The following is a 13194-nucleotide window of genomic DNA, read 5'->3' as shown; positions in this document are numbered from 1 at the left end:
CCGGTCGGGGCCGGCTCAGCGGGCGGGGTCCGCACCGCCGACCAGACGGGAGACCAGGGTGGAGACCACCTGATCGGGGTCGAACCCGGCGTCGATCGAGGTGGTGAGCAGGTCGAGCAGGAGCCCGTCGACCGCGTAGTGCAGCAGCGCGATCTCGTACGCCCCGCCGGGCAGGCCGGCGGCGACGTGGAAGGCGACGTCGTCGGCGTACCCCCGGCGGAGCACGTCGCCGAGCGCGGCCCGCAGCTCGGGGCGGCGGCCGGCCTCCAGCCGCAGCTCCCACAGCGCCCGGGTGAGGTCGGGTTCGCGGGTGGTGCGGGTGACGATGTCGCGCAGGTAGTCGGTGAACAGCGCGAGCGACGGCTCCCGGCGGCCCAGGTCGGCCAGCACCGCCGGGTCGGGGGCGATCCGGTCGAAGATCCGTTCGGCCAGGCCGGCGAGCAGCGCCGCTCGGGACGGGAAGTAGTTGGAGGTCGTGCCGGTGGGCACGCCGGCCTCGGCGTCGACCGCCCGGTGGGTCAGCCCGCGCGCGCCGGCGGCGGCGAGGATCCGCAGGCCGGCGTCGGCGAGCAGGGTACGGCGTTCCGGGTTCCTGGCCACGCCGCTCACAGTAGCAACGACCACGACAGGTGTTGTACATTCGGTCCACCACGACACCTGTCGTGGTTTTGCCGGACCCGGGAGTCGGTTTGCGCCAGCTCGTCTACTTCGTCGCCAGCACGCTCGACGGCTTCATCGCCGCGCCGGACGGGTCGTTCGACTTCCTCCCGCTGGAACCGGACGTGGCCCCCTACCTGGTGTCCGAGTGGCCGCAGACGCTGCCCACGTTCGCCCACGCCCAACTGGGCGTCGAATCCCCGCCCGCCGGCCGCTTCGACACCGTGCTGATGGGCCGCGCCACCTACGACCCGGCGCTGAAGGCCGGCGTCACCAGCCCCTACGCCCACCTCGAGCAGTACGTCTTCAGCCGCTCCCTGGCCCCGGCCGACCATTCGGACGTCTCGGTGGTGACCGGCGAGCCGGCGGCGTTCGTCCGCGACCTGAAGGCCCAGCCGGGCGGCGACATCTGGCTCTGCGGCGGCGGCCAGCTCGCCGGGCAGCTCCTCGACGAGATCGACGAGCTGGTGGTCAAGCTCAACCCGGTGGTGGTCGGCAGTGGCATTCCGCTGGTCGACCGCGGCTTCGACCCGAGGCGGTTCACGCTCACCTCCGCGCGCCCGTTCGACAGCGGCGTGGTCGTGCTGCGCTACGCGCGGTAAGGCGGGGCCCCCTGTTAACGCATTCGGTAGAGGCGGGGGCCCCGCTTAACAGGCGGCAGCCCTCGCTAACCCGGTTGCCCCGATGAGCGGCGGCAGGCCACCGTGGGGCGGTGACCCGACTCCACTGGCACGAGCTGCCGCCCCACGTCCGTACCGCGGTCGAGGCCATCCTCGACGACCGGGTGGTGGCCGCCGAGTCGCAGCCGGGCGGCTTCTCCCCCGGCACCGCCGACCGGGTCCGCACCGCGCGCGGCGGACGGGCCTTCGTCAAGGCGGTCAGCCCCGCGTTGAACAGCCATACCCCGGCCATGCACCGCGCCGAGGCCCGGATCGCCGCCGCCCTGCCCGCGACCGCGCCGACCCCGCGGCTGCTCGGCAGCCACGACGACGGCGACTGGATCACGCTGGTCTACGCCGACGTCGAGGGCCGGCACCCGGTCACCCCGTGGGACGCCGGCGAGCTGACCGCCGTGCTGTCCACGCTGGAGACGATGGCCGCGACGCTCACCCCGGCCCCCACGGTCGCGACCACCACCGCCGCCGAGGCGCTCGGGCACGACTTCGGCGGCTGGCGGCGGATCGCCGTCGATCCGCCCGCCGACCTCGACCCGTGGGCGCGCGCCCACCTGAGCGAGCTGCGCGCCGCCGCCGACCGCGGCCTCGCCGCGCTGACCGGTGACACGCTCTGCCACCTCGACGTCCGCGCCGACAACCTGCTGGTCGGCCCGGACGGTACGGTCACCGTGGTCGACTGGCCCTGGGCCTGTCGCGGGCCGGCCTGGCTGGACACGCTGCTGACCGTCGTCAACGTGCAGGTGTACGGCGGCCACGACCCGGACGCACTGCTGGCCGCCCGGCCGCTGACCGCGCACGTCGACCCGGCCGACCTGACCGGGGTGCTGGCCGGCCTCACCGGCTTCTTCCTCGACAGCGCCCGTCAGCCACCGCCGCCCGGCATCCCCACCGTGCGGGCGTTCCAGCGACTCCAGGCCGACGCGCTGCTGCCCTGGCTGGCCCGCCGGCTGGCCGGGTGAGTCAAACCCGCTTCGCGTACGCGACGAAAGCGCGCCAGGAGGCGGGCGCGAAGGCGAGGGTCGGGCCGGACGGGTCCTTGCTGTCCCGCACGCCCACGACCCCGGTCAGGTCGTCCGCCACCTCGACGCAGGCACCACCGTTGGAGCCCGAACGGGAAGACTTGCGCCACCGCGCACCGGTCAGATCCATGAGCTTGCCGCCTCCTTGATCAGGTCGAGGGACTGCCTGCGGGACAGCGCCTCCCCGCGCACCGCCTCCCAGCATGCTTCCAGGGCAGCGATGTCCTCGACCTGGTGCATCATCTGCGCCCGGATCTGATTGTCGAGGTATGCGGCCACCGATCCATCGGTCAGGCTCGCCAGGATGAAGCCGCCCTGAAGGGAGGGGTAAAGGCCGGCCTCCTCGGGCACCACCAGGATCTGCACGTGCGGCAGCACGGCCATCTTCACCAGGTGCGCCAACTGTTGGCCCATCAGAGCCGCGTGGCCGGCGAGCGGACGACGGAGCACCATCACGTCGATGACGGCCACGAGACGGCAGGGATGCTCCCGAGTGATGATCGTCTGTCGTCCCAGCCGGGAGGTGACACGCTGGTCGACCTCCTCGGCGCTCATCAGGCTCTCCGCCAACGTCATCCGCGCGTATGCCTCGGTCTGGAGGATGCCCGGCACGTAGGCCGGCTCGTACCAGCGGAGCATGCTGGCCGCGCGCTCGTCGTCGACCCAGGCACGCATCCATGCCGGCGCCCCGTCGGTCAGCGAGGCGCGGCGCAGCATCCGGAGGAACAGGCCGCCCGTCTCCAGCGCCTGGTCCATCGCGGTGAGGTAGTCCGCCTTCGGCGGACGCTGGCCGGTCTCCACCCCGGACACGTGGGACGCGGAGTAGTTGATCCGCCGCGCCAGATCCTCCTGGCTGAGCCCGGCCCGCGCGCGAGCCTGCCGCAGCTCACCGGCGATGAAGTCCCACCACGACTCACCCACGATCTCCCCAACTCCCTCGACGGATTCCCACGCCCTCCCGGACCAGGTCCCGAGCCCGCCCGGCCACTACCAGGAGTGGTGCGAAGCCTTCCGAGCGTAGTGCCGTCCGCTACAGACTGTCATCCGGCGAGCCGACTCCCGTCCGGCCGCCATCGGGCCGCCCCGATGTCCCCCCGATGCCGGGGCGGCCCACCCTCCGCCGCCGAGGAAGGTCGTGATGAACGTGGCCGCGCTCCCCGTACCCCGGCTCGGGCCGCATCCCGACCGGCCGCGCCCCTACCCGCCGGGCCACCCGGCGCACCTGCCGATCCGGCCACTGTGGCTCTGCCGCGCCTGTGGGGCACCGTGGCCCTGCGCCCAGGCCCGCCTGCTGCTCACGGTCGAGTACGCCGATCACCCGGTCGACCTGGCCGTCTACCTCTCCGGGCTCTACCACGAGGCCACCCACGACCTGTTCCGCCTCAACCCGCACGACGGCCCGACGCCTCGTGACCTGTTCGACCGGTTCGTCGGATGGGGGCCGTACCGTCGGGGTGTGCTCGACCGCCCGGCGGCCGACGCGGAGGATTAGGCTCGGCCACTGCGCCCGCTGAACTGACGATCCGTCCGGCGACACCTGACGACGACGTCGACCAGGTCTTCGATCTGCGGTGGCAGTTGGCCCCGCCGACGACCGTCCCGCCCGGGAGGCGCTCGTCGCGGCCTGGCGGGACCTGCACGCGCAACCGGGCCGGGAACTGCTGCTGGCACACCTCGACCCGAGGCTGGTCGGCACGCTGGACACCCTGGTCGTAGCGAACCTGACCCACGGGGCGCGGCCGTTCATGCGCCGCCGCCGTCGGCCGTCCCACCCGCCATGCCGCTCCCACTTGGCGGTCAAGCCTTCCCGCATGCCGGGAGCCAGAGAGATCTTGGAAGTAAAGTGCCCCTCCGGCGGCCCCTCCGGCGGCCGTTTCCTTCCAAGATCTCGGGCGGCGCGGGGCGGAGGTCAGCGGGGTGCGGTGACCAGGGGGTTGGTCAGGAGGGGGGTGAAGGCCAGGTCGGCGGCGCCGATCAGGGTGGCGTCGTAGCCCAGGGCCGAGACGGCCAGGCGGGCCTTGTCCCGGGAGACGGGGAGCACGTTGGCGGCTATCCGGCGGCGGATCTGCGGCGCGGCGGCCGGGAACACCTCGCGGAGTGTCCCGCCGAAGATCACCACGCCGGGGTTGAACAGGTTGACCAGGTTCGCCACCCCGATGCCCAGCCAGTCACCGATGCGCCCGAGGGCCTCCCGGGCGGCGACGTCGCCTCGACCGGCGGCGGCGACCACGGCTCGGACCGCCTCGCGTCCCCAGTGGTCGGCCGGGCGGCCGGCCTCGTCGAGCAGCGCCCGCTCACCGACCTCGGCCTCCAGGCAGCCCCGGGACCCGCAGCCGCAGGGCCGCCCCTGGTACGGGTTGACCAGCATGTGCCCGACCTCGGAACCGTATCCGCCGTCGCCGTCGAGCAGGTCCCCGCCCACGATGATCCCGCCGCCCACGCCGACGTCACCGTGCAGGTAGATCAGGTTCTGCACGCCGACGCCGGCCCCACGCTGGTGTTCCGCCATCGCGCCCAGGTGGGCCTCGTTGCCGACCAGGACCGGCAGGCCGAGACCCAACCGGCGGGCCAGCTCGGCGCCGAACGCCTGGTCCACCCAGCCCATGTCCGGGCCGAACCGCACCATCCCGTCCTCGGGCCGGATCATCCCGCAGTAGGACGCGCCGACGCCCACGCACACCGACGACGGCGGCGCATCGTGGTGCAGCGCCCGCCCGAAGTCGGCGAGCACGGAGACCACCGCGTCGAGGTCGGCCCCGGCCCGGGGCCGGGTCGCCTCCAGCCGGGCCGCCACCGCCCCGCCCAGGCCGACACGGGCGGCCACGAGCCGGTCCACCGCGATGTCGAAGGCGAGGACGTGGACGGCCTCGGACTCCGGCCGGACCACGAAGGACGGACGCCCGGCGCGTCCGCTCGTCGTGGCGGGCACCTCTCGGACCAGGCCGGCCGCCGCGAGTTCCGCCGTGAGCGCCATGATCGTGCTGCGGTTGACGCCCATCCACTCGGCGAGCCCGACGCGCGAGACCGGGCCGCCCAGGTGGACCCGGCGCAGCAGCGCACCGAGGTTGCGCCGCCGACTGTCCCCCGGCGCGTGCCGGTCCGCAGCCAGATCCCGCAGCATCGACCACCCCGTCAGCTGACACTTGGCTTGTCATCCGAGGATAGGTGCCCCACATCGATCGCGGCCACGGCCCGAACCCGCCGCGCCTCAACCCGATGGCGGCCGACCGATGTTCGTCGCAGTGCGGGGTGGTATGTCGGAGACGGGCTACGAGTGGCGCAGCGGCCGCCCGCGCTGTCGCGGACCGCAAGGGCGACGGTTCCGTGTCGGATGATCCGGCACGGAACCGTCGGTACGCTTGTGACATGACCGCCCTGGGCCCGTCGCGCGCCACCCCGGACCTGTCGTTCCTGCTCGACCACACCAGTCACGTACTGCGCACCCGGATGGCCGCGGCGCTGGCCGAGATCGGGCTGACCGCGCGGATGCACTGCGTGCTGGTGCACGCGCTGCCGGAGGAGCGCACCCAGATCCAGTTGGCCGAGATCGGCGACATGGACAAGACCACCATGGTGGTCACGGTGGACGCGCTGGAGCGGGCCGGGCTGGCCGAGCGCCGCCCCTCGAGCACGGACCGGCGGGCGCGGATCATCGCGGTGACCGAGGAGGGGGCGCGGGTGGCGGCGCGGAGTCAGGAGATCGTCGACCGGGTGCACGCGGAGGCGCTGGCCAGCCTGCCCGACGACGAGCGGGGCGTCTTCCTGCGCGCGTTGGAGCGCCTGACCGCCGGCCACCTGGCCGATCCGGTACCGGGCCCCCGCCCGGCGCGCCGGGCCCGCCAGTAGACGCCAAAGAGATTGTCTCTAACGGAACCATCCGTTACGGTCCCACTGTCGCACCTCTCGACAGGAGGACCTCATGTCCCGCCCGCTCGCGCTCCTCGTGCTCGCCACCGGCGCTCTGATGACCATCCTCGACGGCAGCATCGTCACCGTGGCGATGCCCGCCATCCAGCGCGACCTCCACTTCAGCCCGGCCGGCCTGAGCTGGGTGGTGAACGCCTACCTGATCGCCTTCGGCAGTCTGCTGCTGCTCGCCGGTCGACTCGGTGACCTCCTCGGCCGCCGGACCCTGTTCCTCGCCGGCACCGGGCTGTTCACCGCCGCCTCGGTGCTGGCCGGCGTGGCCGGCTCCCCGGCCGTCCTGATCGCCGCCCGTTTCCTCCAGGGGGTCGGCAGCGCGGCGGCGACCGCGGTCAGCCTCGGCATCCTGGTCACGCTCTTCCCCGAAACCGCCGAACGGGCCCGCGCGATCGCGGTGTTCAGCTTCACCGGGGCCGCCGGCGCGGCGATCGGCCAGGTGGCCGGCGGTCTGCTCACCGACGCGCTCGGCTGGCACTGGATCTTCCTGATCAACCTGCCGATCGGCCTGGCCACGCTCGTGCTCGCCGTCCGGGCGCTGCCCGCCGACCGGGGCCTCGGCCTCTCCGGCGGCGCCGATGTGGCAGGCGCGCTGCTCGTCACCGCCGGCCTGGTCGCCGGCAGCTACGCCGTGGTCACCATCGAACGGTACGGCGCGACGTCCGCGCACACGCTCGGCCTCGGCGCCCTCGCCGTCGCCCTGCTCGCCGGCTTCGTCGTCCGGCAGGCCACCGCGCGCCGCCCGCTCATGCCGCTGCGGATCCTGCGCTCGCGCGGCGTCGCCGTGGCCAACCTCGTCCAGGTGCTCACCGTCGCCGCGACGTTCGCGTTCCAGGTGCTGGTCACGCTCTACCTCCAGCAGGTGCTCGGCTACGACGCCACCCACACCGGGCTGGCCCTGCTGCCGGCGGCGGTGACCATCGGCGCGGTGTCGCTCGGCATGTCCGCCCGACTCAACGCCAGGTTCGGCGAGCGGGCCGTGCTGCTGGCCGGGCTCGCCATGCTGGTCGCGCTCTTCGCGCTGCTGGTCCGCGTTCCGGCCGACGGCGACTACGTCACGGACGTGCTGCCGGTGATGCTGCTCGCCGCCGGGTTCGGGCTGGTGCTGCCGGCGCTGACCACGCTGGGCATGTCCGCCGCCCGCGCCGAGGACGCCGGCCTCGCCTCCGGGCTGTTCAACACCACCCAGCAGCTCGGCATGGCGCTCGGCGTCGCGGTGCTGTCCACCCTGGCCGCCGCCCGCACCGCCGACCGGACGGCCCTCGGCGACGACCGGGCCACGGCACTGACCAGCGGCTTCCACCTGGCGTTCGCGGTCGGCGCCGGGCTCGTCGCGGTCGCCGCCGTCCTCGCGTACGCGATGCTGCGCCCGCGCCCGACGGCGGGCGCCGCGCCCTCGGCTGAGGCGGCCCCGGTCAGCCGGGGGCGCGTCCCACAGTAGGACGCCCCGGCGGCCACGAGCCGGTCCACCGCGATGTCGAAGGCGAGGACGTGGACGGCCTCGGACTCCGGCCGGACCACGAAGGACGGACGCCCGGCGCGTCCGCTCGCCGTGGCGGGCACCTGACCCATGACTTGTCGTCCGAGGATAGACCGCAGTCGTCCGGTCGGCGTTCGGCTGGGCCCCGGCCCCACGGCGGACGGAAGCCCCGACCGCGGCGCCGGTCAGAACAACCGCAGCCACTGACGGAGGCGGTCGACGAGGTTGCGCGGCTTCAGCGGGGGAAGCGCCCGGCGCAGTTCCTCGTCGGTTGCCGGCCGGGCGTCCAGGGCGGCCTGTCGCAGCAGCGCCCGGTCGACCCGCAGCCCGCCCATGACCCGCACGTTCATGTCGTCGTGCCGGGCCACGTACCCGTGCGTGTCCTCACCCCGGACGAACGTGGGGCCGGCGTCCGGCCGGCACTCGATGGCGCCGAGGCAGACGTCGTCGCCGGACGCGTACGTGACGTAGAGCGTGACGGACACGCTCTGCCCCCCGCTGCCGAGGTGGTCGGCCGGCGCGTAGATCATGCTCGGGGGGATCCCGCCCACCTGCCCGACGTAGCCGGGGACCGTCGCCACGTAGTAGTCGCCGGTCTGCTCCTGGTGCCCACCCAGCTCCTTCACCGTGGCCAGGTGCACCGTCCGCGCCGCGGCCCGCAGCACGTCGTGGCCGACCGCCGGGGTGCCGACGACTGTGACGTACCGGCGGCCGACCGGAACCTGGTAGCCGTGTTCGATCTCGTTGTGCCGGTAGACCAGACCACCCGCCTCGACCGTGCAGGAGCCCCAGGTCAGGCGGGAGTCCTGGGCGTTCGGCTGCCCGCACATCCGTTCCCCCGGCAGCACCCGGTCGTACGTGGTGATCGTGACGTACCGGTCGGGCGGAACCGCGGCCGGGTCCGCCGGGGTGAAGCCTCCCCCACCCCGGCCGCCGCCGTAGTCACGGCCGTCGGTGGGCCGGTAGCCGGGAACGGCGACCGAGAAGGCGGTCTCCCGGTGCACGTCGGCGGCCGCCAGTCGCGCGTCGAGCTCGTCCGGCGACTCGTGGCGCAGCACCGCCACCCCGACGCCGGCGAGCACCACGCTCAGCCCGAGCGCGGTCGCGCGGAACCATCGGTGGGTCAGGAGCAACCCGGCCACCAGCGCGTAGGGAACGCCGCCGAGTAGGGCCGTCACCGCCGGGGTACGGCTCACCGCGACCCCGGCGGCCTCCGCGACGGCCCAACTCAGAGCGCCGCCGACGGTGCCTCCACACAGGATGAGCAGCGCCCACAGCAGTCGACGCCCGCCGGTCGCGCCGAGGACCGTCACCTCGCGGGTGACCGCAACCACCACGATCAGGTACGCCAGGAGCGCCGCCAGCCCCGCGACGGCGACGACGGCGGCCAGGCCGACTCCACCGGCGAACATCATCAGGAGCAGGGACTGTCCGGTCGCCGGCAGGACGAGCGCCCCCACCGCCCAGACCGCTCCGAGCTGGAACGCGACGGCGGCCGGTCTCGACGTCCTCCACGTGATCACGCGGCAAGCCTGCCAGCCCGGGCGCCGCCGGTCAGCCCGCCGCATACCCGGTCCCGTCTGAGTACCGGTACTCAGACGTCCGCCCCCGAGACCTCCCGGCTCAGCCGGGGGCGCGCGCCACGTGCGTGAGGAACGGCAGCACCGCCGCCGGCAGCGCGGGCGACGCCACCACCTCGTCGTGGGTCAGGCCGGGCAGCACGGCCAGCCGGGACGCGGGACGGTCCGGTCCGTCGCCGCCCGCGTCCCGGTGACCGCCGCCGAGCAGGCCGAAGAACTCGGCCACGTGACCCATCGGGATCGCGTCGGCGTCCGCGAAGACCAGCAGCACCGGCATCGGCAGCGCGGCCACCTCGGCCGACCAGTCGTAGTCGCGGCGCAGCAGGTCACCGCTGCGGGCCCAGAGCGCCGGCCAGTCCTGCGGCCGGGGCGCGACCCGCGCGTACCGCTCGTGGGACGGCGTGCCGCGCATCCGTTCGGCGGCGCGCTCGTCGTGGGCGGACATCGCGGCCAGCGCTTCCGGGTACCAGCCCCGACGCCGGAACGGGGTGGAGACCAGGACCAGGCGGCGGACCAGCGCGGGATGCTGGATCGCGGTACGCAGGGCCACGCCGCCACCGAGCGAGTAGCCGAGCAGGTCGACCTCGGGCAGGTCGAGGTGACGCAGCAGCGCGGCCACGTCGTCGGCCATCGACTCGTACCGCAGCGGCCGGTCCGCGCCGGCGGTGCGGCCGTGGCCCCGCAGGTCGACCGCGACCAGCCGCCGACGCGCCGCCAGGGCGGGCCGGATCGGGGCGAACGTCTCGGTCGACCCGTAGGAGCCGTGCAGCAGGACCAGCGGTTTGCCGGTGCCGTGCACCTCGTACCAGATCCGCAGCCCGCGGACATCGGCGTAGCTCACCCGGGATCACTCCCGGCCGCGCGGGCGGGCGCGCAGGTGGGCCCGCTCGCCCTGGCTGCCGAAGAGGCTGAGGAACTCCACGCCCTCGGCGTCGGCCCGCCCGAACCAGTGCGGCACCCGGGTGTCGAACTCGGCCGCCTCGCCCGGGGCGAGCACCAGGTCGTGCTCGCCGAGCAGCAGTCGCAGCCGCCCGTTGAGCACGTAGACCCACTCGTACCCCTCGTGGGTCTTCGGTTCGGGCTCGGCCCGGCCGCCGGCCGGGATGATCAGCTTGTACGCCTGGATGCCGCCGGGCCGCCGGGTGAGCGGCAGCATGGTCATCCCGTGCGCGGCGACCGGCCGCAGGTGGATGCGCGGGTCGCCGGTGGGTGGCGCGCCGACCATCTCGTCCAGGGAGACGCCGTGCGCCCGGGCGAGCGGGAGCAGCAGCTCCAGGGTGGGCCGCCGGCCGCCGGACTCCAGCCGGGAGAGCGTGCTCACCGAGATGCCGGTGGCGGCGGAGAGGTCGGCGAGCGTCGTCTCCCGCTCGTGGCGCAACGCGCGCAGGCGGGGACCGACCGCGTCGAGCGCCCGGTCCAGGTCGTCGTCCATCCCGCCAGTTTGCCATGGCGGCAATCCCGCTTGCAGATGACGAATCCTGCCTAACCCGACAATTCTTCCCCTAGGTTGGAATGCGCAGGAGGCAGTCGACACCGGGGGGCGACGTGGAGAGCTATCCGGCGATCGAGGATCACGGGCTGATCGGCGACCTGCAGACCGCCGCGCTGGTGACCTGCGACGGGACGATCGACTGGTTCTGCGCGCCGCGCTTCGACTCGCCGAGCATCTTCGCCGCGCTGCTGGACAAGGAGAAGGGCGGCTACTTCCGGATCGCCCCGCACGACGTCCGGTACGTCACCAAGCAGCTCTACCTGCCCGGCACGCCGATCCTGATCACGCGGTTCATCAGCGCGGACGGCGTCGCCGAGGTGATGGACTTCATGCCGGTCACCGGTGAGCGGGCCACCGACACGCACCGCCTGGTCCGCATGGTGAACATGGTCCGGGGCAGCATGCGCTTCCGGGTGGAGTGCCGCCCCCGGTTCGACTACGCGCGCCAGCGACACGAACTCGAACGGCACCAGAACGGGTACGTCTTCCGCAGCCGGTCGGCGACGCTCACCTTCAACCCGGTCGACCCGGTGCGGCAGCTCCTCGCCCAGGGCGGCGACGTCCGACTGGAGGACGGCGACCTGATCGCCCACGGCACGCTGAACGAGGGCGACACCGGCGGAGTGGTCCTGGAGACGGAGGGCGCCGAGCCCCGGATCATCTCCCCGGAAGAGGTCCAGGGCATGTTCGAGTGGACCCGCGACTACTGGCGTCGCTGGGTCGAGCGGTCCCGCTACACCGGGCGCTGGCGGGAGATGGTCGAACGCTCCGCCATCACGCTGAAGCTCATGACGTACGCGCCGACCGGCGCGATGATCGCCGCGCCCACCGCCGCGCTGCCCGAGCTGGTCGGCGGCACCCGCAACTGGGACTACCGCTACACCTGGGTACGCGACACGTCGTTCTCCGTGCACGCGCTGCTCGGCCTCGGGTTCACCGAGGAGGTCAGCCGCTACATGGACTGGCTGGACGAACGGATCCGCGAGGCCGGCGACCACCAGGACCCACTGAAGATCATGTATCGGGTGGACGGCTCCTCCGACCTGCACGAGGAGGTCCTCGACCATCTGGAGGGCTATCGCGGCTCCCGCCCGGTGCGGATCGGCAACGGCGCCGCCGACCAGCTCCAGCTCGACATCCACGGCGAGGCGCTCTATGCCATGCACCTCGCCGACGAGCAGGGCATCCGGGTCTCGCACCAGGTGTGGAAGAGCACCGTCCGGCTCGTCGACTGGCTCTGCCACAACTGGGACCAGCGCGACGCCGGCATCTGGGAGAGCCGCCACCACCCCCGCAACTACACGTTCGGGCGGGTGATGTCCTGGGTGGCGCTGGACCGGGCCATCCGGCTGGCCACCCGCACCGGCCGCCCCGGGGACATGTCCTGCTGGACCGAGCAACGCAACCGGATCTACAACCAGGTCATGGCCCGCGGTTACCACCGGGAACGCGGCAGCTTCGTGCAGGCGTACGACGAGAACGTGCTGGACGCCGCGCTGCTGGCCATGCCGGCGGTCGGCTTCATCACGCCGAGCGACCCGCTGTGGAAGTCCACCCTGGCGTCGATCGAGCGGGACCTGGTCTCCGACAGCCTGGTCCACCGGTACGACCCGGTGCACTCCCCCGACGGCCTCCCCGGCCACGAGGGCACGTTCAACATGTGCACGTTCTGGTACGTCGAGGCGCTGGCCCGCACCGGCCGGCTGGACGACGCCCGGCTCACCTTCGAGAAGATGTTCACCTTCAGCAACCACCTCGGCCTGTACGCCGAGGAGATCGCCGCGACCGGTGAACAGATCGGCAACTACCCGCAGGCGTTCAGCCACCTCTCCCTGATCAACTCGGCGCTGGCGCTGAACGACCTGCTCGACGCCGAGGCCGACGCCCGCCGCCGCCAGTAGGGCGGCTCACCCCGGCACGGTGCCGACCCGGATCCGGTTGCCGTCCGGGTCGGTGACCACGAAGTCCCGCCCCCAGTCCTGGCTGCCGACCTCGACCCCGCCGCAGGCCGCCGCCAGCGCGTCCACGTCGTCGACGTAGAGGTAGACCAGCGTCCCGGGCCGGGCGTCGCCGGCGTGCTCGGACAGGTGGATCTCCATACCGGGTCGGGCGATGCTGACGTAGCGCGGCAGGTCGGGCGCGAATCGGTGCTCCCACTGCCGGGCGAACCCCAGGCGGGCGTACCAGGTCACGGCAGCGTCGGCGTCGCGAACCCGCAGGACGGGCGCCAGTCGTTCGGTCATTCCGCGATTATGCCCGCCGCCTACGACACGCGGTTCGACCGCGACCGATCCGGGCAGCAACGAGGGATGGCGGAGGAACGGGGACCCGGCTCGGAACCGACTGTGTTGTTCGCGTCGCGGTGGTG

The 13194-nt window shown here is 73.3% G+C and carries 14 protein-coding genes; 6 read left to right on the top strand and 8 right to left on the bottom strand.

Annotated elements, in window-relative coordinates:
• Positions 1–15: 15 nt before the first annotated feature.
• Positions 16–600 carry a TetR/AcrR family transcriptional regulator gene (locus tag ACH495_RS23050; protein ID WP_396859767.1) on the bottom strand — a complete coding sequence of 195 codons (585 nt, stop codon included), beginning with the start codon at positions 598–600 and terminating at the stop codon, positions 16–18.
• Positions 601–689: 89 nt separating this feature from the next.
• Between ACH495_RS23050 and ACH495_RS23045 the strand changes: the two genes are divergently transcribed.
• Positions 690–1259: a dihydrofolate reductase family protein gene (locus ACH495_RS23045; RefSeq protein WP_396859766.1), complete on the top strand. Its 570-nt coding sequence runs from the start codon at positions 690–692 to the stop codon at positions 1257–1259.
• Positions 1260–1369: 110 nt separating this feature from the next.
• Positions 1370–2293, top strand: coding sequence for a phosphotransferase family protein (locus ACH495_RS23040; RefSeq protein ID WP_396859765.1), 924 nt, complete (start codon positions 1370–1372; stop codon positions 2291–2293).
• A 1-nt stretch (position 2294) separates the two neighbouring features.
• On the opposite strand, the gene ACH495_RS23035 is transcribed toward ACH495_RS23040, so the two are convergent.
• Positions 2295–2483 carry a DUF397 domain-containing protein gene (locus ACH495_RS23035; RefSeq protein WP_396859764.1) on the bottom strand — a complete coding sequence of 63 codons (189 nt, stop codon included), beginning with the start codon at positions 2481–2483 and terminating at the stop codon, positions 2295–2297.
• Positions 2474–3274, bottom strand: a complete 801-nt coding sequence (locus ACH495_RS23030) for a Scr1 family TA system antitoxin-like transcriptional regulator (RefSeq protein WP_396859763.1) — start codon at positions 3272–3274, stop codon at positions 2474–2476. Before ACH495_RS23030 ends, ACH495_RS23035 begins: the two co-directional genes overlap by 10 nt.
• Before the next feature lie 217 nt (positions 3275–3491).
• Between ACH495_RS23030 and ACH495_RS23025 the strand changes: the two genes are divergently transcribed.
• On the top strand, positions 3492–3845 hold the full coding sequence (locus tag ACH495_RS23025; RefSeq protein WP_396859762.1) for a hypothetical protein: 354 nt from the start codon (positions 3492–3494) through the stop codon (positions 3843–3845).
• Positions 3846–4262: 417 nt separating this feature from the next.
• On the opposite strand, the gene ACH495_RS23020 is transcribed toward ACH495_RS23025, so the two are convergent.
• Positions 4263–5474, bottom strand: coding sequence for an ROK family protein (locus ACH495_RS23020; protein WP_396859761.1), 1212 nt, complete (start codon positions 5472–5474; stop codon positions 4263–4265).
• Between the two features lie 245 nt (positions 5475–5719).
• On the opposite strand from ACH495_RS23020, the gene ACH495_RS23015 reads away from it, so the two are divergent.
• Together ACH495_RS23015 and ACH495_RS23010 are read left to right on the top strand one after the other, a co-directional pair.
• The gene (locus ACH495_RS23015) at positions 5720–6199 is read left to right on the top strand and encodes a MarR family winged helix-turn-helix transcriptional regulator (protein ID WP_396859760.1); all 480 of its coding nucleotides are present in this window, start codon (positions 5720–5722) and stop codon (positions 6197–6199) included.
• A 73-nt stretch (positions 6200–6272) separates the two neighbouring features.
• The gene (locus ACH495_RS23010; RefSeq protein WP_396859759.1) at positions 6273–7715 is read left to right on the top strand and encodes an MFS transporter; all 1443 of its coding nucleotides are present in this window, start codon (positions 6273–6275) and stop codon (positions 7713–7715) included.
• Between the two features lie 224 nt (positions 7716–7939).
• Here the strand turns inward: ACH495_RS23010 and ACH495_RS23005 are convergent, their stop codons facing one another.
• The 3 genes from ACH495_RS23005 to ACH495_RS22995 all read right to left on the bottom strand — a co-directional run bounded on the left by ACH495_RS23005 (position 7940) and on the right by ACH495_RS22995 (position 10766).
• The gene (locus ACH495_RS23005) at positions 7940–9277 is read right to left on the bottom strand and encodes a hypothetical protein (protein WP_396859758.1); all 1338 of its coding nucleotides are present in this window, start codon (positions 9275–9277) and stop codon (positions 7940–7942) included.
• Between the two features lie 100 nt (positions 9278–9377).
• Positions 9378–10175, bottom strand: a complete 798-nt coding sequence (locus ACH495_RS23000; protein ID WP_396859757.1) for an alpha/beta fold hydrolase — start codon at positions 10173–10175, stop codon at positions 9378–9380.
• A 6-nt stretch (positions 10176–10181) separates the two neighbouring features.
• The gene (locus ACH495_RS22995) at positions 10182–10766 is read right to left on the bottom strand and encodes a helix-turn-helix domain-containing protein (protein ID WP_396859756.1); all 585 of its coding nucleotides are present in this window, start codon (positions 10764–10766) and stop codon (positions 10182–10184) included.
• A gap of 113 nt (positions 10767–10879) precedes the next feature.
• Here ACH495_RS22995 and ACH495_RS22990 point away from each other — a divergent pair, with 113 nt between their 5' ends.
• Positions 10880–12727 carry a glycoside hydrolase family 15 protein gene (locus ACH495_RS22990; RefSeq protein WP_396859843.1) on the top strand — a complete coding sequence of 616 codons (1848 nt, stop codon included), beginning with the start codon at positions 10880–10882 and terminating at the stop codon, positions 12725–12727.
• A 6-nt stretch (positions 12728–12733) separates the two neighbouring features.
• Here the strand turns inward: ACH495_RS22990 and ACH495_RS22985 are convergent, their stop codons facing one another.
• Positions 12734–13069: a glyoxalase superfamily protein gene (locus tag ACH495_RS22985; protein ID WP_396859755.1), complete on the bottom strand. Its 336-nt coding sequence runs from the start codon at positions 13067–13069 to the stop codon at positions 12734–12736.
• Positions 13070–13194 lie beyond the last annotated feature (125 nt).

The sequence above is a fragment of the Micromonospora sp. NPDC018662 genome (assembly GCF_044391475.1).
In the GTDB taxonomy this organism is placed as follows: domain Bacteria; phylum Actinomycetota; class Actinomycetes; order Mycobacteriales; family Micromonosporaceae; genus Micromonospora.
Note: the sequence above shows the minus strand (reverse complement) of the source record. Positions and strands in the feature narration are given on the sequence as shown.

Bases quoted from the DNA above. Each gene is read 5' to 3' on its own strand.
- ACH495_RS23035 (WP_396859764.1), bottom strand. From the start codon at position 2,483: ATGGATCTGACCGGTGCGCGGTGGCGCAAGTCTTCCCGTTCGGGCTCC.
- ACH495_RS23025 (WP_396859762.1), top strand. From the start codon at position 3,492: ATGAACGTGGCCGCGCTCCCCGTACCCCGGCTCGGGCCGCATCCCGAC.
- ACH495_RS23020 (WP_396859761.1), bottom strand. From the start codon at position 5,474: ATGCTGCGGGATCTGGCTGCGGACCGGCACGCGCCGGGGGACAGTCGG.
- ACH495_RS23015 (WP_396859760.1), top strand. From the start codon at position 5,720: ATGACCGCCCTGGGCCCGTCGCGCGCCACCCCGGACCTGTCGTTCCTG.
- ACH495_RS23010 (WP_396859759.1), top strand. From the start codon at position 6,273: ATGTCCCGCCCGCTCGCGCTCCTCGTGCTCGCCACCGGCGCTCTGATG.
- ACH495_RS22995 (WP_396859756.1), bottom strand. From the start codon at position 10,766: ATGGACGACGACCTGGACCGGGCGCTCGACGCGGTCGGTCCCCGCCTG.
- ACH495_RS22985 (WP_396859755.1), bottom strand. From the start codon at position 13,069: ATGACCGAACGACTGGCGCCCGTCCTGCGGGTTCGCGACGCCGACGCT.